The sequence below is a fragment of the Achromobacter animicus genome, assembly GCF_040775605.1.
Taxonomy (GTDB): Bacteria; Pseudomonadota; Gammaproteobacteria; order Burkholderiales; family Burkholderiaceae_B; genus Achromobacter; species Achromobacter animicus.
The window spans coordinates 4,124,847-4,143,637 of sequence record NZ_JAYGJK010000001.1 but is presented as its reverse complement, the minus strand read 5'-3'; the positions used below and the strand labels follow the sequence as shown (position 1 = coordinate 4,143,637).

Sequence of the window (18,791 nt, the reverse complement as noted above, 5' to 3'; positions counted from 1 at the left end):
CCGCCATGCCCAAGTTCGTCTTTCTCTGGACCGATATCGCGCTGTGGCTGATGGTGGCCGGCGCGCTGGCCTACGTCTGGCACGTGCGCCGCAGTCCGAACCTGCGCGCCACTTGGGCGCGTGTCGCGCGCGATACGCCCGCCATGTGTTCGGCCGTCATCCTGGTTGCCTTTTCGGTGGTCGGCCTGCTGGATTCCGTCCACTATCGTCCGCTGCTGCCGCCGGCACCGGGCGCCGCCGCCGACGCACCGCCGGTCTACGCGCCCGCGGTGCGGTCGGCGCTGGATGGCCTGTTGGCCGGCACCGTGCTCACGCGCCCCGAAAAAACCTATTCCGAGCCGCTGGCCGCGCATCAGTTCACCAAAGAGACCATGCTGGTCGACGATAAGCCGGTGCGCGATTTTCCGCGGCTTCGCGGGGCGGCGCTGCACCTGACCGATCCCGAGAAAGAGCGCGGCGGCGATATCGCGATGCGGCTGGGATGGGGACTTGCCGCGGGGCTGGCCGTTGCGCTGGCCGGCGCGGTCCTGCTGTTTGCCTGCCTGACGCGCGCCACCGGTTCGGCGTCCCATGCCGCAGAGGAATTGCTGGCCGGCCGCGCCGACATTCCCTGGCGCGCCATGACGATCACCTTCGCCCTGTTGTGCCTGACGGTGGGGGCGCTGGCGGGGCTGTCCACCGGCTATCACGCGCTGGGCACCGACCGCATCGGCAACGACGTGCTGTGGCAGGCGCTGAAAAGCATCCGCACCGCGCTCGTCATCGGCAGCCTCACCACGCTGGCGATGCTGCCGCCGGCGATCATTTTTGGGATCGCGGCCGGGTACTTCAAGGGCAAGGTCGACGATGCCATCCAGTACCTGTACACCACCATCACCTCGATTCCCGGCGTGCTGCTGGTGGCCGCGTGCGCGCTGATGATGCAGGTGTACATCGACAACCATTCCGACCTCTTCAACACCTCGGCGGCACGCGCCGACCTGCGGCTGTTCCTGTTGTGCATGATCCTGGGCCTGACCGGCTGGGCAGGGCTGTGCCGCCTGCTGCGCGCCGAAACGCTCAAGCTGCGCGAGCTGGAATACGTGCAGGCCGCGCGCGCCTTCGGCGTGTCGCACTGGCGCATCATGACGCGCCACCTGCTGCCCAACGTGGCCCATCTGGTGCTGATCACCGTGGTGCTGGAATTCTCGGGTCTGGTGCTTTACGAGGCCGTGCTGTCCTACCTGGGCATCGGCGTGGATCCCAGCATGAATTCCTTCGGCTCGATGATCGACGGCGCGCGGCTGGAAATGTCGCGCGACCCCATGATCTGGTGGAACCTCATGACCGCTTTCCTTTTCATGCTGGCGCTGGTGCTGGCGGCCAACCTGTTTGCGGATGCGGTGCGCGACGCCTTCGACCCGCGCACGCGGCGCTACAAGCCCAGCCGCCTGGCGCGCCTCGGCTTTCTTGGCCGCCGTCCGGAAGCCATGCTGGCGGCGGACGGCCGCGCCTCCAAGACCGGGGAGGCGCCATGAGCTACGACACTCCCTTGCTGACCGTAAACGGCCTGGACGTCGACGTCGCGGGCGAAAGCGGCATGACGCATGCGGTCAAGCGCCTGCAACTGGCGATCTCGCAGCGCGAGACCTTCGCGCTGGTGGGCGAATCGGGCTGCGGCAAGAGCATGACGGCGCTGGCGCTGTTGCGGCTGTTGCCGGACGCCGGACGTATCGTGGGCGGGCAGATCGACCTGGACGGCGAAGACCTGAACCGCCTGCCGGAAAGCGCCATGCGCGGCGTGCGCGGCGGGCGCATCGGCATCATCTTCCAGGAACCGTCCACCAGCCTGAATCCGGTCATGCGCGTGGGCGACCAGATCATCGAGACGCTGACCGCGCACACGCCGCTGCGCGGAGCCGCAGCGCGCGCGCGGGCCATCGACTGGCTGCGCCGGGTCGGCATTCCCGATCCCGACCGCCGCATCGACGACTATCCGTTCCAGTTTTCCGGTGGCCAGAAGCAGCGCGTCATGATCGCCATCGCGCTGGCGGCCGAGCCCGTTCTCCTGATCGCCGACGAGCCGACCACCGCGCTGGACGTGACGGTGCAGGCGCAGGTGCTGGACCTTCTGGCCAGCATCCAGCAGGAAATGGGCATGGCCGTCCTCCTGATCACGCACGACCTGGCCGTGGTCAAGAACGTGGCGCATCACGTCGCATTGATGCGCAGCGGCGAGATCGTCGAAAGCGCCAGCGCCGAGGAATTCTTCCGCGCGCCGCGCCATCCGTATGCCAAGCAGCTCTTCGAAGCGATCCCCACCTTCGATAAGCGTGGCGTGCCGCTGACCGAACAGGGCCGCGCCGTGGCCGCGCAGCAGCGCCAGCAGGCCGGGCCGGATCGCACGGCAGGCGTGGTGCTGGATGTGCAGGATCTGAAAGTCCATTACCCGGTACGCAAGGGGCCGCTGCGCCGCATCGTGTCGTGGGTCAAGGCCGTGGACGGCGTGACCTTCACGCTGCGCGCGGGCGAAACGCTGGCGCTGCTGGGCGAATCCGGCTGCGGCAAGACCACCACCGGCAAGGCCTTGCTGCGGCTGATCGACGGCGCGCGCATCTCGGGCCGCGCCATGCTGCAAGGTCACGACCTGCTGACGGCCGACCGCCGCCAGCTGCAGCGGCTGCGGCAGGACATCCAGATCGTGTTCCAGGACCCGTACGCATCGCTGGATCCGCGCATGCGCATCGGCGAGATCCTGGACGAGGGACTGGCGTCGCTCAAGCGCGGCATGAGCCGGCAGGACCGCGAAAAGCACGCCGCGCAGCTCATCGAGCGCGTCGGGCTGCCCGCCAACACGCTGACGCGCTATCCGCATGAATTCTCGGGCGGACAGCGCCAGCGGATCGCCATCGCGCGCGCGCTGGCGGTCGAACCCAAGGTGCTGATCTGCGACGAGCCCACGTCGGCGCTGGATGTGTCGGTGCAGGCGCAGATTCTGGATCTGCTGCGCGAATTGCAGGCCGATCTGGGCATCGCGTATCTCTTCATCACCCACAACTTCGGCGTGGTCGAGTATCTGGCGGACCGTATCGCCGTCATGGACAAGGGCCGCATCGTCGAGCTGGGTCAGGCCGAATCGGTCTTGCTGGCGCCGCGCCAGGAAGTCACGCGCCGGCTGCTGGCCGCGGTGCCGCGTCTGCACTTCGGGCCGCCTGACGCGGATTGATCCGTCTAATGCCGCGTGAATGGGTTGAAGCCGGATCCGGCCGATGTGGCCGGATCCGGTTGAAGCGGCAGCAGGGTTTAGGCCCTGCCGCCGCCTACCCAGGCTGATGCGCGCCGCCCGTCTCCAGCCAGTCCAGCGTGTCGCGCTTCACGCCGCGGCCGCAACGCGTCAGGAAACCGTGCACGGCCTCCAGGTCCGCGGTGTCGAAGTTGCATGACGTCATCGCAATGGTTTCGGCGATCCACTGCCGCTCCTGCGCGAGCACCCGGCACTGAGCCTCGACCGGCCGGATCACGATGATCCGGCGGTCAAGCGGGTGGCGGCCGCGTTCCACATAGCCGGCCGCTTCCAGCCGGTTGATGAGCGCGGTGGCGCCACCCGAACTGATGCCCATCAACCGCGCCAGATGCCCCGTGGGCAGGGCATCGAACGCCATGACCAGCTCCAGGGCCTTCAGGTCCGCCACCGTCGTGCCCAGCTTCTCGGCCAAGGCCGATTGGCAGGCGGTGTTGTAGGCGGCAAACTGCCGGCCGAGCAGCAGGCCGATCTCGTCCAGCATCCCGGACCGCCGGCTGCTCTTTGATGGCTCGACCATGCCGGTCATGGGCTCGTGGTGATGGTAGGTCTGTTGTTGCAGCATGATGTGGTTTCCTGGCGATTAGGGGGATTACTTCTTGCCGGCCAGGCCGCCGAGCAACCCGCCGAGCAAGCCGCCGTTGGGCGCACCGCCCGTCGTGCCACCTGTCGTGGCGCCCGTCACCCCCACCAGCAGACCGCCGAGCAGGCCGCCGTTGGTTGCGCCACCCGTCGTTCCGCCCGATCCTCCCGAGCTGGCCGGCGCGCCGGTGGTGACACCTGCGCCCGCGCCCGCGCCCGCACCCGCCGCGACGTTCACGCCACCCAGCAGCCCACCCAGCAGGCCGCCGCCGTTCGTGCCGGCCGAGGCGCCTGCACCAGCCGAGGCGCCCGCACCGGCGGTGGCGCCGGCGCCACCAGTCAGTCCGCCGGTCACCCCACCCAGCAGACCGCCACCCGCCGCGCCGCCCGCCGCGCCATTCAGGGCGCCCGTCACACCGCCCAGCAGTCCCGTCACGGGCGCCAGCAAGCCACCCGCGCCATTGGCGTCGCCGGTCACGCCGCCCAGGCCTCCCGTCAGCGACGCAACCGCGCCCGTGGCGTTGGCCAGCGTCGAGCCCAGCGGATTCGCGTTGCCCGGCGTGGCATGGACCAATCCGCCTGCGCTGGCGACGGCTCCGCCCAGTCCTTGCAGCACGCCGTTCAAGCCGGGTGCAGCACCCGGCAACGAGCCGCCCAGATTCGTGACCGTGCCGCCCAGGCTGGTCAACAGGTTGGCGACCGGTGCGCCCAGCTTCGTCGTGTCGCCCACTTGCTGAGTCAGGCCCACCACGTTGGCGGCCAACGGGCTGGCGGTGGGGTCGAGCGCGCCGCCCACGCCTGCCAGTGTCGTCTGCAGGCCCAGCGGCAGCACGTTGTCGACGGTCTTGCCGACATTGCCCAGCGCGGGCTCGAGCAGCGGCGTGGTCGGGCCGTTGAGCACTCCGCCCGTCACGCCAGCCACGACCTGGGTAATCGGTTGCAGCAGACCGCCCTGGCCAGCCAGCGGGCCGGTCAGCGCGCCCACCGCGCCGGTGGCATTGCCCAGCACCGTCGTCAGGGGATTGGGATTGTTCGCGTCCGCATGCAGCAGGCCGCCGGTGCTGGCCACTGTCTTGCCCAAACCATCCACCAGCCCGCCCACGCCAACCGACAAGCCGCCGGGCAGGCCCGCGCCCTTGACGTCCGTGCCGAGGTCGCTGACCGCGCCTCCCACCTGCCTGACGATGCCGTCCAGGGGCTGGCCCAGGCCGGTTGTGGCGCCCACCTGCTGCGTCAGCCCGACCACGGTGTCCGCGACCGGCTTGATGGTGGGATCCAGCGCCTTGCCCACGCCGCCAAGGGTCGAGTCCAGGTTCAGAGGCAGGGCGTTGTCGACTGCGCCGCCGGTGTTGCCCAGCGTCGTTTCCAGCACGCCGATGACGCGGGGCGGGTTGGTGCCGGGGTCGGTGCCGCCACCGCCGGGATTGGTGCCGCCTCCCGGGTTGGTGCCCCCACCGGGGTTGGTGCCCCCGCCGGGGTTCGTACCGCCGCCCGGGTTGGTGCCTCCCCCGGGGTTCGTGCCCCCGCCGGGGTTCAGGCCGGGATCCAGGCCGCCTCCGCCGGGGTTGGTCGGGATATCGGTTCCTGGGAGGCCTGCGGTTTTCTTCCCGCTGCCGCCGTTTCCTCCGCAGGCGCTCAGTGCGCCTACAAGCGCGGTGGCCAGGACGGTGGCGGAGAGGACGCGATGGAGGCGGCGCTTTTCGGAATGGATCTGCATGACGAACTCCTTTGGCTGGAAGAATCGGGTCCTGAAACAACCCGGTACGCTTCCTGATGCACAAACCATGCCAAGATTTTTCAGAACCGACGCAAAACACCAGTTTCGGTAATGCTGTACCTAAAAATCCCCTTTGTTATCAGGCCCATATCCAGAGCTTTAAGGGTTTTTCCCTGGTTCCTGATAATCGTTGTTTTGGGATGTCGGCGACCCTGCGACTGTTACGGAAAGCCGGTCATCGGCCGTAACGTTACGGCCGACGTTACGTCGCGCGTTACGTAACATCGGCGCCTTTCCCGCATTAAAAACGCCCGTCGAAACGGGCGTCTTTAAACCATTGGCACAACCGCGCGGGGCAGGGTTCGGCAGTTATAGCGCGTCCCAGAAGAGCGAATAATTGGCGTTGAAACGCAGGTCACGGTCGTTATTGACGGTGGCCGATCCCACCGGCTTGGCCACGTTGAAGTCGAAAAGATAATGCTTGTCGTCGGTGATCCGCACGCCCAGCGCTACGGATGACAGGTGCCGGTTATTCAGCGTCTGCAGGTCCTTGTTGTTGTACCAGGTGCGCGCGTAGTCGACCAAGGCGTAGGGCTGCACGCTGGAAAGGTATGTCCAGCCCACGCCGAAGCGGCGATTGATTTCGGCCGACACGCCGACGCCTTTGTCCCCGCTTTGCTCGCCCTGCGGATAACCCATGGCAAACCGCCAGCTGCCAAAGGAGATCTGCTCGGAAGAGGGCAGGATATTGCTGGAATACTGCCCCGCGCCGGAGAACACGAGTCCGAACTGGTGGGGCAGCGCGAATGTCTGCCGGGCATTCAGGTTGTAGCGCGTGAAGTCCAGATCCAGCCGTGGCGTCGCGGAATAACCGTAGTTGGTCGAGATATCCTTTTTTGCGCCTGCGGCGTCAAACCCCTTGGCGGCCGTCAGCGTGACGTCCGTCGCTTTGGTTTCTGAAACCTGGATATAGCGCATCTCGGCCGTCGCGGCGCGCACCTGCGCGTCTTGCTGCAACCACCGGTCGGAATCGCGGGCTTCGTACCGGTCCTTGGAATTGGCGGCATATACCCCCAATGTCCCGGTCAGCGAACGCCGGTTGTTCAACAGGAACGGATAACTGACGCCGACGCCGATACGGTCGTTTTTGACTCGCCGATCAAAACCCAGCAGCTCGATCGCGTCGTCCTGCGGGCGAGCATCGTAGTAATAACCGTCAACCTTGACCGACAGGCCATCCGCGCCGATCGGCACCCGGATTTCGCCGGACACGTATTTGACGTCATCGGTATTGAAGGGCACTGCCGCAGTGAGCTTCACTTGTTCGCCCAATGGCGTCAGGCTATTCGTCGTGACATTCACCACGGGTTGCATGCCGGTGCCCAGGTCCGCAATGTCGCCGCTAAGGTTGACGGGCTGGCGGCTGGCCGTCAGCGACAATTCGGTGGCGCCGTCTGCGCGGCGGGGCAGGTCCAGGCTGGGCGTGAACCTGACGCCTGGCACGGTACGCATGAGGTTCAGCTGGCGCTCTAGCGTGACCTGGCTGAGCGGCCGTTCCGCGAGCATCGGCGCGGCCAGCGCTTCAAGGCGGTCCTGCGCATTGCCGATGTCGCCGTCGATCCGAACATTGGCGATATAGCCTTCGACCACCGTCACGACGACCAGGCCATTTGCGAACGTCTGGTTCTGCACCAGCGCAAATGACAGGGGATAGCCCTTGTCGCGGTAGAGCTGCGTGATCTTGTCCACCTGAGCGACCAGTTCGCCCAGGCTGATTTCCTTGCCCGCCAGCGGGGCGAGTATTGCGGACACTTCCTCGAACGGAATGGCGCGCACCCCGGTGACGTCGAAGTTACGCGGCACGATCCGTTGCGCCAGCCGGGCCTGCAAGGCCAGTTGCTCCGGGGTGGCGGTCTGGACCACCGGCGGCGGCTGCCTTGCCGATGGCGGACGTTCCGGCCTTGGCAGGGCATCCACCGGATTGCCTCGTAACGGTCCCTCCGCTCGAGAGGGCGAGGCCGTTGCCATCAGGCAAAAGAGGGCAAGGGCCAATGGCCCGCCCTGAATTTTCACTCGTGTGCCTTTTTTATCTTTCATTTCTGCTTGCTCATGTGAATGCCGAGCCGATAAAGATCGCGTGTCGAGTGGAATAGGGGTTGCGTCACCAGTAATGGAAAGTTTCGATTAACGCCGTTTATATGGTGCCAGTATTGTCTGAACAATGACAATCGATTTCAAACTGCGGTTGTACGACGTGCAATATGTCTTCCGCGCTCAATTATCCCGATGTCCCCATTAATTCGTTGGTTGAAAGATAGGCGAGATTGGGGTGTTTTTTATACGATTCCCTCGAAGTTGGGAGTATCCGTTACAACTGGTGTGTCGCAACATTGCGAAATTCAGTGAAAACCCTGATGCGTATGATTTGGCAATATATAAACTGAGGTCACGTATCAAAAATACGCAAAATGTGTGGACCCTCCCGGAGATTCATATGGCTGGGAATTACTGCGAGATGCACTGCAATTACCCGCCGGCCGCACATAACCGCTGCCGGTCACCACACAAGGAGCTTTCATGAGCCCGGGCGACATCGTCCCGCTCTCCTTCGATAGCGGCCTGGTTGCGCTGTCGTTCCTGATCGCGGCCCTGGGCTCGTACGTCGCCCTGCTGGCGGCGGCGGGCATCCGCGCCGAAACGCAGGACGGCGAGATCCGCCTCGGCTATGTCGTCATCGGCGCGGTGGCGATGGGCGGCGTGGGTATCTGGAGCATGCATTTCATCGGCATGCTGGCACAGAACCTGCCGTTTGAAGTCGGTTATCAGATGGGGCTGACCCTACTCAGCTTTCTGGTTGCCGCCGGGTTTTCCGGTTGGTCCTTCTGGTATGTCGGCCGCGACCGATTCACGTTTATCCGGTGCCTGATCGGCGGGTGCGCCGCAGGCTTCGGCGTGGCATCCATGCATTATGTCGGTATGAGTGCCGCGCGCATGCCGGCGGTTCTGCTCTGGAATCTTCCCCTGGTGGTCTTGTCGGTGCTGATTGCCGTCATTGCGGCCACCGCCGCACTCTGGCTTGCATTCAATACGCAGAATGAACGCCAGCGCATCGGCGCCGCCATATTGATGGCCGTCGCGGTATGCGGCATGCATTACACGGGCGCGGCCGCCGGCGCGGTTATCTGCACCGTCGCCAATGACGCCGCCGGCGGGTATATCGGGGGCGCCATGCTGCCGTATATCGCATTCGCTTTGTCCATCATCACCTTGCTGCTCATGCGCTGGCATTTACAGCGGGCTTCCCAACGCTTTCGCGCGCGCATGGCGCAGCGCATCGACTCGATCATTGAATCGGCGCCTGCTGAGGCGCCGCACAGATCTCCCGGCGCCTCACCTGGGCCGGGTTAGCAGGTCCCTGGGTCCCCGCCGCGGCAGTGCAGTGGCGTGCGGGCGGTTCAGGATTTGAAGGGGCTGGTTCTGTTCACGCAACAACGGCCTCGGTCGTCAATCGATGCTCATGGAGCTTGTTATGAAAGCAACACTTGCGCAGTTCTGGAATGACGAAGACGGCATCACCGCCCTGGAGTACGGGCTGATCGCAGGCATGGTGGCGGTGGCCCTCATTGTGGCGGTGGGCGCCTTTACCGGTTCCTTGAAAGGCATGTTCGAGGACCTTGGCACCAAGCTGGACAACGCCAAGGCAGGTACCGGCACCACGCCGCCGGCTGGCGGCGCCGGCTGAGGTGCAAGCGGAATCGCGCTGCGGTGGTCCGGCCACCGCAGCGCGACGCCGCAACCCGGCCTTGTTTGATTGATGGGGGCAGCGTCCGCCATGGCGCGCCTGTCGTGTTACCGGATTTTTGGAAGGTCTAGCCTTGTATCCAGGGGTGCTGCTGTGGTGGCTGTTGTTCACATGCTGGATTCTGGCGCTGATCCACGGCGATCTGCGTCATCGCCGCGTCCCCAACCGGCTGATCGTCGTGGGATTCGCGGCCCAATTGCTTTGGCTGCTGGCGGCCTTGCTGGCGCCCGGCTGGGCCTATCCGCCGCGTTGGAGCGGATGGCTGCCGACGCTGGCCGGATTTCTGACGGCGGCGCTTTTCCTGCCGCTGTGGCGCTGGCGTCTGATGGGGGCCGGCGATATCAAGGCCATTGCCGTGCTCGGATTGCTGCTGGGCTTTGCGCCGCTGATGGTGACACTGGTGCTGGCCAGCGTGCTGGCCGGTCTGCACAGCTTGCTGTATCTGGCCGTGTCGGGCGTCTGGGCACTGAGCAACCGCGCGCGCCAGATTCCCTATGCCGCATATGTGGGCCTGGCCGCCTTCAGCGCGGCGCTTATTCCGTGGAATTCGCCCTGGTATTCGTGGTGTTCTTCCTGGTGTTCTACGGGATCCTGACGTATTCCCTGGTGGTCGCCGCGCAGCATTCCGTGACGCTCGCCGCGCAGGACGGCGCGCGCAAGATCCTGCAGTGGCAGCCGGGCACCGCGTCGCTCTCGGCGCGGGCGGAAGCGGGACGAGAATCGGCGCTGTCGCAGGCGGCGTGGATCAGCGCCATGTCCGCCGGACCCGTACAGGTTGCGGTCTGCGGCAGTGCGGGCGCCCTGACCAGCGCGGCCGGCGGCGCGTGCAGCGGCTTGCCGCTGGCGCAGGATCAGGTCGAAGTCAACGTGTCGTACGCGTACGGCGCCCATCCGCTCCTGCCGGCCGTGCCATTTTTGAACACGGCGCTGATGCCGGCTTCCAGCGTGCTGAGCGCCCGTGCCACGGTGCATCTGGGCGACGCTCTGGGCGGGGGTAGCTGACATGTGCGCGACGCCGCAAACCCTCAACCGCATCAAGACCCGCGCGCGCCAGCGCGGCATCGCGGCGCTGGAGTTTTCGCTGACGCTCACGGTGCTGCTGCTCTTCATCTGCGGCGTGGTCGGATTCGGTGCGCTGTTCTGGATGCAGCAGCAATTGGCCGCCGCCGCCGCTGACGGCGCGCGCGCCGCCGTCCATGCGCGGTTCAGCGGCCAGTCCGACGTGCCGGCCATCGCCTGCGTGGCGGCAATGCGAACGTTTTCCGCCGGATCGGCGGTGCTGTGCAGCGCTACGCGCGCGCCGTGCGCGTGGAGCGGGGCAGGCGGGGCGCAGGCCGACTGCGCCACCGTCGCCATGACCTACAACACGCAGACCTGGCCGCTGCTGGAGACCGTGCGTGGCCTGGTCACCGCCTTGCCGGGCGCAAACCGCAACTGGATTCCAAGCAGGCTGCATTCGCAGGCTGTCGTGCAGATATCGCAGGGGACGCCATGAGCAGTCTGAGCAAGATCGTCGCGGGATTGTTGCTGGTGGCGGGCGTCGCGCTTGCGTTCGTGGCCTGGCGTCTGGCGTCGGCGCCGCCGCGCCCGGCGGCCACCGTGGCGCCGGCGCCGGTGGCTGTTGCGCCGGCCGAGCCGGTCAAGCTGTATCCGGTGGTTGTGGCGCGCGAGGCGATCCCGGCCGGTTCACGCATCGACAGCGCACGCATGCTGACGGTGGTGCAGTGGCAGGCTGCGTTGTCCGGCGGCTTTGCCGACATCGCGCCGCTGGATGGCGCGGTGACAAGAGTGGACATTGCCGTGGGCGATCCGATCGTGCCCAGCCTGCTGACGCAGGGGCTGGCGCGCCAGCTCAAGACGGGCGAGCGCGCCGTCGCCATCGCGGTGGACGAGGTTGTCGGCGGCGGCAACCGCATTGTCCCGGGCGACATGGTGGACGTGTTCTTCATGATCGAGAAAAGCCCCGAAGTCGCCTCGGGCCAGGCGCGCCTGTTGCAGTCGCAGGTGCGCGTGCTGGCCTATGGCCAGGCCACGGTGGAAGGACCGGACGAGAAGCCTGCCTTGCAGCAAGGCGGTCCTGGCCAGCCGGCGCGCACCGCGGTGCTGGCGGTGCCGGTGGATCGCGTGAACGAATTGATGCTGGCCAGCCGCGCGGGCCGCCTGCAGCTGGCCCTGCGGCCCGTGGGCGACGACAGCATGCCGGATGTGGCCCTGTTCGCCCCGCGCGGCACGGTGTTGCCGGTGCGGGCGGATCTGACACCCGCGCAGCGCGAGTCGCTGCTGACGGGCCCGAACCGCGCCTTCGCGGGCGAAAGTTTGGTACAGCTCGATGGCAGCACGGCCGCCGCTCTGGCGCCCGCCGCGCGTGGTCCCGCAGCCCGGCCGGCAGCCCGGCCCCAAGGGACCGGCGGCGGCCGGACGGTGGAAATCATTCGAGGAGACAAATCCGAGCACGTGCGCTACTGAACGGGGCGGCGGGCGCACCAGGCGCGGCCCGCAGCCGAAGAATCCCATCATCAGATCCGGCACTATGAAGAAACTTCAGCGCACTACCATGATCTGCCTTCTGTCGGCCGCCGCGGCAATGACACACGAAGGAATCAGCCTGGCACAAACCGCGGCCCCAGCGACCGGCGCAAACGCGCCGGCCCGTGATATTTCAATGGCGGTCAGAGAGCAGCAGACCGTCATGCTCGACCACGGCGCGCCGTCGCGCATCGCCATCGGCGATCCGGACGTGGCGGATGTGAAGGTGCTGCCGGCTACCGGCAACCGCGCGGGCGCCGTGCTGCTGTACGGCAAGAAGCCCGGCACCACGCGGCTGCAGGTCTGGACGGGCGGCAATGCCGCGCCGCAGGTATGGACCGTGCGCGTCGGTAGCGGCGTGCAGGGCGCACTGGCCAGCCGTGGGTTGGGCGGCGGCGCCAACGTGGACATCGCGGACGGCCACGCGGTCGTGTCGGGCCACGCCGAATCGCCGCTCGGGCAGATCGCCTCGGCCACCATGGCGGCCGCCGCCGGGGGCGGCGACAAGAATGTGGTGGACCTGTCCACCGCCGGCACGGGCGGCGTCGTGCAGGTGGAAGTGAAGGTCGTGGAAGTATCGCGTTCGGTGATGAAGGCGGCCGGCATCAGCTTCACGGCCAGCAACGGCCCCTGGAGCGGCGGCAGCTCCACCATGCCCGCCAGCCTGGGCGGCGCGCTGGCGTCCGGGTTCTCGCTGTTCTATGACTCCAACAACTTTGCGGCGCGCCTGCGCCTCTTGCAGACCAACGGCATGGCGCGTGTACTGGCCGAACCGACGCTTGTCGCGCTGACAGGGCAGAGCGCCAGCTTCCTGGCGGGCGGCGAGCTGCCGATTCCGCAGGCCGGCGGACTGGGAACCGTCAACGTAACCTTCAAGCCCTTCGGCATCGGCCTGACCGTCACGCCCACCGTGCTGTCGCGCGACCGCATTGCGCTGAAGGTGGCGCCCGAGGCCAGCGAGCTCGACTACACCAACGGCATCGCCATCAACACCAGCGAAGACACCAGCACTATCATTCCGGCGCTGCGCACACGGCGCGCCGACACGATGGTCGAACTGGGCGATGGCGAAAGCTTCGTGATCAGCGGCCTGGTGTCGCGCCAGACGAAAGCGATGGTCAACAAGGTGCCGATGCTGGGCGACCTGCCCATCATCGGCGCGTTCTTTCGCAGCGTCGACTATTCCCAGGAAGACACCGAACTGGTCATCGTCGTGACGCCGCGCCTGGTGCGCCCGATCGCGCGCGGCGTGGCCCTGCCGCTGCCGGGCGCGCGGCAGGAGCAGACCGACACGGCGTTCAATGCCTGGGGTTATTACCTGACCGGCCCGGCAAGCGGCCAACAGATGCCGGGATTCTCACGGTGACCAATATGAAGACACATGCCAGCGAAGGAGTGGGCCTGCAGAACGGCACGCGGTTCCTGTTTTGTTCTCAGGGCAGTGCGATCGCCGCGCAATTGGGAATGGCGTTGGGTGACCTGGGCGTGCTGACCCAGGAGTCGCCGCGCATCGAGGAACTGGCGCGGCGCCTGACCGAGTTGGCGCCGCAGGTGGTGTTCCTGGATTTCTCACTGAGCGACGACGAACCCGGCAAGCTGTTCAAGTCCGCCGAACTGGCGCGCCTTCTGGCGCGCATCGCGCCAACGCTGCCGCGCGTGGCGGTCGGCTACGTCAGCCAGCCTGAGGGCGCGATCGCCGCGCTGCGTGCGGGCGCGGTTGATTTCGTCGATCCGTCCGTGGCGCCGCAGGAAGTTCGGGAAGTGGTGCTGCGCGTGCTCGACCGGCCGTCGGGCGGGCGCACGGACGGCACGCGCCGCAGCGTCGTGCTGATGGGCGCGCGTCCCGGCGTGGGCACCAGCACCTTGTCCGTCCATCTGGCGGGCATGGTGCAGGACCGCCTGAAGCTGGCGCACAACCAGCGCGCCGCCAAGGCTTCCCAACCGCCGGGCGAGCCGCTGCCGTTGTCCAGCCGCGTGGCGCTGATGGACCTGGGCTGGCCGGTAGGCGATTGCCAGCTGTACCTGAACATCGGTGGCGACTTCGATTTCGCCGAAGCGGCGCGCAATCTGCGCCGCCTGGATTCCACGCTGCTCGGGTCGGCGATGGCGCACACGGCCAATGGCCTGAGCGTGCTGTCGCTGCCGCGCGATCTGGGGCAGATGCGCGAGGTGTCGCAGTCGGATTCGCTGCTGGTGTTTGAACGCATGCGCCAGCATTTCTCGGTGGTCGTGGCCGACGCGGGCGGCTTCACCAATGCCGAGTTCGTGTCGGGCCTGGCGCGCAACTCGCAGCTGAACTGGATCGTGACCGACCAGAGCGTGGGCGCGCTGGTGTCGCTGGCCGGGCTGCTGCAGGAGCTGGAGCAACTACACGTGGACCGTTCCACCCTTGGCCTCATCGTCAACCGCTATGACGAGCGCTACGGCATGACGGCCAAGCAGATTTCTGAGCGCTTCAACCTGGAACTCGTGGGCACGCTGCCGGACCGCACGTTGCCGCTGATGGTGTGCACCAACCGCGGCCATCTGCTGCACGAAGAGGCCGAGCGCGACGTCTACGTGCGCGCGGTGCAGACGCTGGCCGAACGCCTGTGCGCCGAGGAAACCTCGCCCGGCGGGCACGCAAGCTGGCTGGCGACCTGGCTGCCCGGCGTGCATCGCCGCATGGTGATCGGCTGAAGGCCAACAGCGCCTGACGGCGAAACAGACGGACGGTTACGGAATCCGACATGATCATGACAGCGACGATAGAGTTCGGCGGCGACGGCGACAAAGGCTTCTCGACGTCAGACCGCTACCAGGAAGTGAAGACGGCGGCCTACGAGCATCTGCTGTCCCGCATCGAGGAACTGGGTGCGGAATTCGGCCGGTGGGCGCGATCGGCCATTCAGGAATTCGTGGACATCGAGGTCGCGAGCTTCGTGCGGATGCGCCGCGTCGCGATCAACGAAAGCGAAATGCGCGCCATCGCGGAGGCGCTGACCAAGGAGCTGGCGGGCCTGGGGCCGCTGGAAGACCTGCTCGCGGATCCGGCCGTGGAAGACATCCTGATCAACGGCTACGACAACGTCTTTGTCTCGCGCCGCGGCGTGCTGGCCCGCGAGTCGCTGCGCTTTACCGACAACCAGCATGTGCTGCGCATCGTGCGCCGAATCCTGGCGCCCATCGGCCGCCGGCTGGACGAGTCCAGCCCGATGGTGGATGCGCGCCTGCCCGACGGCGGCCGGCTGAACGTGGTGATCGAGCCGCTGGCGGTGGACGGTCCCATGGTGTCGATCCGCAAGTTCCGGCAGGACCCGCTGAAGCCGGCGGACTTGCTGACGCTGGGCACCTTCGACGAAGCGATCTACCGGCTGCTGAACGAGGCCGTGAAGAACCGCTGCAACATCCTGGTGTCCGGCGGCACCAGCTCGGGCAAGACGTCGCTGCTGAACGCGCTGGCGTTCTTCATCCCTGAGAACGAACGCGTGGTGACGGTGGAGGACACCGCGGAACTGTCGCTCAACCATCCGCACGTGGTGCGGCTGGAATCGCGCCAGGGCGGCTTTGACGGCAGCGGCGCAGTCACCATCCGCGAACTCATCCGCAACAGCCTGCGGATGCGGCCGGACCGCGTGGTAGTGGGCGAAGTGCGCGGGGCCGAGGTCATGGACATGTTGCAGGCCATGAACACGGGCCACGAAGGGTCGATGGCGACCATTCACGCGAACTCGCCGCGCGAATGCCTGTACCGGATCGAGATGCTGGCCGGCTTTGCCGGATTCCAGGGCAGCGAGGACAGTCTGCGGCGCCAGATTGCCAGCGCGCTGGATTTCATTGTGCAGATCGGCCGCCTGTCCAACGGCAAGCGCCGCGTGCTGTCGGTGACCGAGATCACCGGCATGGGCGACAACGTCATCTCCACGCAGGAGCTATACCGCCACGACCCGTTTGCGACGCCGGATGGGGAGGAACGGGATCGGTGGAACTGGCTGGGCATCCATCCCCATACGCCCAAGCTGGCCAAGCTGCGCAACGAGGCGCGCGCCAACGACAACGCGCCGGACGACCGCGATGGCGGCGGCGGCTTCTGGAGCCGGAGGCGCTGATGCAGGACGTGATGGCGCTGTTGAGTCTGGCGGCGGTGCTGGCCGTGGGCGCGGTGCTGCTGTGGCGCCACGCCGACCGCAGCGCGCGCCGGGCCGCCAGTTCCGCGTTTCTGGATAGCCAGTTGGCGCGCGGCCGCGAAGAGACGGCGGGAGACGCGCCCTTTGCCGAGAACGCGCGCGAGTTCCGCAGCGGCCACGCCGGCTGGGACCGTCTGCTGCGGCTGGCCGGCCTGCGGCAAAGCGTCGGCCTTTACCTGCGCATCGCGCTGCCTGTCGTCGCGGGCGGGGTGCTGGCGTGGGCCTTTCTGGGACCGCTGTCGGGCGCTGTGACGTTCCTGCTGCTGGCCGTGTTTGCGTACTTCCTGCTATGGCTGAGGGCCGACAAGCGTCAGCGCCGGATGATTTCGCAGTTGCCCGCGTTCCTGGACAACATCGTGCGCCTCTTGACCATCGGCAACAGCATCGCCGCGGCATTCCGCACGGCGGCGGCCGCCACCGATGAGCCGCTGCGCGAAGTGGTGGAGACGGCCGCCAGCCTGAGCAGCTCGAAAGAACTGGACGCGGCGCTGGCGCACGTGTCCCGCATGTACGGGCTGAAGGAGCTGTACATGGTGGCGGCGGTGGTGTCGCTGGCGATGCGCTTTGGCGGGCGCAGCGATCAGGTGCTGGAGCGCATGGCGGCCTTCATACGCGATGTCGCCCAGGCACGCAATGAGCTGACGGCAAGCTCGGCAGAGGTCCGGCTGTCCGCCTGGATCCTGGCGCTGCTGCCCGTGGGCGTGGCCGGCTTCATCATCGTCGCCAACAACAACCTGTTCATGGGCCTGTGGGAAGACCCGCAGGGCTTCAAGATGCTGCTGACCGCGGTCTGCCTGCAGATCGGCGGCTGCTATTGGCTGTATCGCATGGCCAAGGCCATCTGAGGGGAGGCGGCGCATGGACACCCTCCAATCCTTGAACGCGAACACCGTGCTGGCGATGGCGCTGATGCTGGTGGCGGCGGGTCTGGTGGTGCTGGGCCTGGGCATGGCGCGGCGTCTGCGCAGCCAGGATCGCAGCCGCCAGGTGGTGGATCAGGCGCTGGCGGCGCGGGAAGGCGCAGCGGCATCCGCGGCGCCTAGAGAAGAAAGACGCGGCAGGCTGGCCGCGGCGGCGCGTGTGGCCGATACGTTCGGCAAGCGCCTGAGCGAAGGCCGCCTCGCCGACGCGCTGCTGGCCGCCGAAGACCGCAAGCTGGTCGACCTGGCTGGCTACTCCCAGCCCGGCACCGCGCGTTCGCGCTTCGTGCTGGTCAGGTTTGGCCTGGCGCTGCTCTTGCCGGTGGCTGTGATTCTGCTGGACTGGCACAAGCAGTTGCCGCAGATGCCGTTGCGCGCGTTTGTCGCGGGATTCGTGGCGTTTGCCATCGGCTACATGCTGCCCAAGTGGATCGTGCAGCGCCGCCTGGCGCGCCGCCGCCGTCAGGCCGCCGACGAGCTGCCTTTGCTGATCGACCTGTTGCGTCTCTTGCAGGGCGTCGGCTTGTCGATCGACCAGAGCCTGCAGGTGCTGGTCAAGGAGTTCGGCCAGGTGCTGCCCGTGCTGGCTTCGGAATTGCGGCTGGCTTCGGAACTGTATGTGCGCGGGCGCACGCGCGAACAATCGCTGGCCCGCATGGCCACGGGTTTTGACAACGACGACCTGTCCGCCATCTGCCGCCTGATCGCGCAGGTGGATCAGCACGGAGGCGCCGTGCAGGAGCCGCTGAACCGCTTCGGCGAGCGCCTGCGGGACAAGCGGCGCCTGGAGCTGAAAGAGAAGGTGGGCAAGACCACGGTCAAGATGACCGGCGTCATGATCGTGACGCTGCTGCCCGCCCTGTTGATCGTGACGGGCGGCGCGGGGTTTATCGCGGTGTTGCGCGGCTTGTCGCGCATGGGAGGGATGTGATGGACGGAAGAATGGAAAACCGGTCGCGCTGGGGGCTTGTGGTCACGGTGCTGGTCATTGGCGCGGGTCTTGCCGGATGCCAGACCAACAAGGCGGAATCCGCCTGGCAACTGATCCAGCAACAGCAGCAGGAGCAGGCGCTGATGCGGCAGCAGGAGGACGAGGCCGAGAACAAGCGGCGGCCCAAGGAGCCGGAGCTGATGCTGTCCCTGATCGTCGAGGCGCAGCGGCAGGACCGCTACTTCGCGTCGCTGGCGTATATCGATGGCTTTCAGCAGAAGTTCGGCAATGATCCGCGCGTGGCCGTCCTGCGCGCCGAGGCGCTGCGCCAGACCGGCCAGACCGCGTTAAGCGAAGCGGCCTACCGCGCGCTGACCACCACCGATCAGGCGGCCGAGGGCTGGCATGGCCTGGGCCTCATCGCCGGCGGGCGCGGGCAGTTCGACCAGGCGGCGGACTACCTGGGGCGGGCGGCCCGGCAGTCGCCCATGGACGCGCGGATCCTCGGCGACCTGGGCTATGCGCGGCTGCGGGCGGGCGATCCGGCGGGCGCGCGCGTGCCGCTGGGGCAGGCGGCCGAGTTGACGCCCGATAGCGGCAAGGTGCTGGCGAATCTGGCGGTGCTGCTGCTGGTCGAGGGCGATGCGCTGCGCGCGCAGCAGGTGATGGCGCGCGCGCAACTGGGCGAGGAGGCGCGTGGGCAGGTGCTGCGCATGGCCGCCGAGATTCGTGGCCAGTTGGCGCCGGCGCCCAGCGCGTCTTCCGCGTCGGCCACCCGGGTGTCCAGCGGCGAACAGGTTGTGCTGCCCAGGATGAGCCCGCTGATGGACGGGCTGGGCAATGGTCCCATCGTGCGTTAACCCAATG

17 protein-coding genes are annotated in these 18,791 nt (G+C 67.1%); 14 read left to right on the top strand and 3 right to left on the bottom strand.

Annotation, left to right across the window (positions count from 1 at the left end; translation table 11 throughout):
- The first annotated feature begins 5 nt into the window (after positions 1-5).
- Together AB3147_RS18860 and AB3147_RS18855 are read left to right on the top strand one after the other, a co-directional pair.
- On the top strand, positions 6-1,517 hold the full coding sequence (locus AB3147_RS18860) for an ABC transporter permease (protein ID WP_367352697.1): 1,512 nt from the start codon (positions 6-8) through the stop codon (positions 1,515-1,517).
- Positions 1,514-3,205, top strand: coding sequence for an ABC transporter ATP-binding protein (locus AB3147_RS18855; RefSeq protein ID WP_367352696.1), 1,692 nt, complete (start codon positions 1,514-1,516; stop codon positions 3,203-3,205). The genes AB3147_RS18860 and AB3147_RS18855 overlap by 4 nt, the downstream gene beginning before the upstream one ends.
- A 94-nt stretch (positions 3,206-3,299) precedes the next feature.
- Here the strand turns inward: AB3147_RS18855 and AB3147_RS18850 are convergent, their stop codons facing one another.
- The 3 genes from AB3147_RS18850 to AB3147_RS18840 form a co-directional block, all read right to left on the bottom strand.
- Positions 3,300-3,845, bottom strand: a complete 546-nt coding sequence (locus AB3147_RS18850; RefSeq protein WP_367352695.1) for a MarR family winged helix-turn-helix transcriptional regulator — start codon at positions 3,843-3,845, stop codon at positions 3,300-3,302.
- Between the two features lie 27 nt (positions 3,846-3,872).
- Positions 3,873-5,579, bottom strand: a complete 1,707-nt coding sequence (locus tag AB3147_RS18845; RefSeq protein WP_367352694.1) for a collagen-like triple helix repeat-containing protein — start codon at positions 5,577-5,579, stop codon at positions 3,873-3,875.
- Positions 5,580-5,948: 369 nt separating this feature from the next.
- A complete protein-coding gene (locus AB3147_RS18840) occupies positions 5,949-7,607 on the bottom strand; it encodes a ShlB/FhaC/HecB family hemolysin secretion/activation protein (protein WP_367353558.1) in 1,659 nt (552 codons plus the stop codon).
- A 549-nt stretch (positions 7,608-8,156) separates the two neighbouring features.
- On the opposite strand from AB3147_RS18840, the gene AB3147_RS18835 reads away from it, so the two are divergent.
- From AB3147_RS18835 to AB3147_RS18780, 12 genes are all read left to right on the top strand, one after another.
- Complete coding sequence (locus AB3147_RS18835) at positions 8,157-8,987, top strand: MHYT domain-containing protein (protein WP_367352693.1); 831 nt, start codon at positions 8,157-8,159, stop codon at positions 8,985-8,987.
- A gap of 121 nt (positions 8,988-9,108) precedes the next feature.
- Positions 9,109-9,321 (top strand): Flp family type IVb pilin, encoded by a 213-nt coding sequence (locus AB3147_RS18830; protein ID WP_056563247.1) that lies wholly within the window; start codon positions 9,109-9,111, stop codon positions 9,319-9,321.
- 133 nt (positions 9,322-9,454) lie between these two features.
- Positions 9,455-9,976, top strand: coding sequence for an A24 family peptidase (locus tag AB3147_RS18825; RefSeq protein WP_367352692.1), 522 nt, complete (start codon positions 9,455-9,457; stop codon positions 9,974-9,976).
- Positions 9,922-10,383 carry a TadE/TadG family type IV pilus assembly protein gene (locus tag AB3147_RS18820; protein WP_175123681.1) on the top strand — a complete coding sequence of 154 codons (462 nt, stop codon included), beginning with the start codon at positions 9,922-9,924 and terminating at the stop codon, positions 10,381-10,383. The genes AB3147_RS18825 and AB3147_RS18820 overlap by 55 nt, the downstream gene beginning before the upstream one ends.
- 1 nt (position 10,384) lies before the next feature.
- Positions 10,385-10,876 carry a TadE family protein gene (locus AB3147_RS18815; RefSeq protein WP_367352691.1) on the top strand — a complete coding sequence of 164 codons (492 nt, stop codon included), beginning with the start codon at positions 10,385-10,387 and terminating at the stop codon, positions 10,874-10,876.
- Positions 10,873-11,847 (top strand): Flp pilus assembly protein CpaB, encoded by a 975-nt coding sequence (gene cpaB / locus AB3147_RS18810; RefSeq protein WP_367352690.1) that lies wholly within the window; start codon positions 10,873-10,875, stop codon positions 11,845-11,847. The genes AB3147_RS18815 and cpaB overlap by 4 nt, the downstream gene beginning before the upstream one ends.
- A 64-nt stretch (positions 11,848-11,911) precedes the next feature.
- Positions 11,912-13,273 (top strand): type II and III secretion system protein family protein, encoded by a 1,362-nt coding sequence (locus tag AB3147_RS18805; RefSeq protein ID WP_438860991.1) that lies wholly within the window; start codon positions 11,912-11,914, stop codon positions 13,271-13,273.
- The gene (locus AB3147_RS18800; protein ID WP_175123677.1) at positions 13,270-14,586 is read left to right on the top strand and encodes a pilus assembly protein CpaE; all 1,317 of its coding nucleotides are present in this window, start codon (positions 13,270-13,272) and stop codon (positions 14,584-14,586) included. The genes AB3147_RS18805 and AB3147_RS18800 overlap by 4 nt, the downstream gene beginning before the upstream one ends.
- A 50-nt stretch (positions 14,587-14,636) precedes the next feature.
- On the top strand, positions 14,637-15,995 hold the full coding sequence (locus AB3147_RS18795; RefSeq protein WP_218344611.1) for a CpaF family protein: 1,359 nt from the start codon (positions 14,637-14,639) through the stop codon (positions 15,993-15,995).
- Positions 15,995-16,918 (top strand): type II secretion system F family protein, encoded by a 924-nt coding sequence (locus AB3147_RS18790; RefSeq protein ID WP_367352688.1) that lies wholly within the window; start codon positions 15,995-15,997, stop codon positions 16,916-16,918. Before AB3147_RS18795 ends, AB3147_RS18790 begins: the two co-directional genes overlap by 1 nt.
- 13 nt (positions 16,919-16,931) lie before the next feature.
- The gene (locus tag AB3147_RS18785; RefSeq protein ID WP_367352687.1) at positions 16,932-17,924 is read left to right on the top strand and encodes a type II secretion system F family protein; all 993 of its coding nucleotides are present in this window, start codon (positions 16,932-16,934) and stop codon (positions 17,922-17,924) included.
- 11 nt (positions 17,925-17,935) lie between these two features.
- Positions 17,936-18,784, top strand: coding sequence for a tetratricopeptide repeat protein (locus AB3147_RS18780; RefSeq protein ID WP_175138155.1), 849 nt, complete (start codon positions 17,936-17,938; stop codon positions 18,782-18,784).
- Positions 18,785-18,791 lie beyond the last annotated feature (7 nt).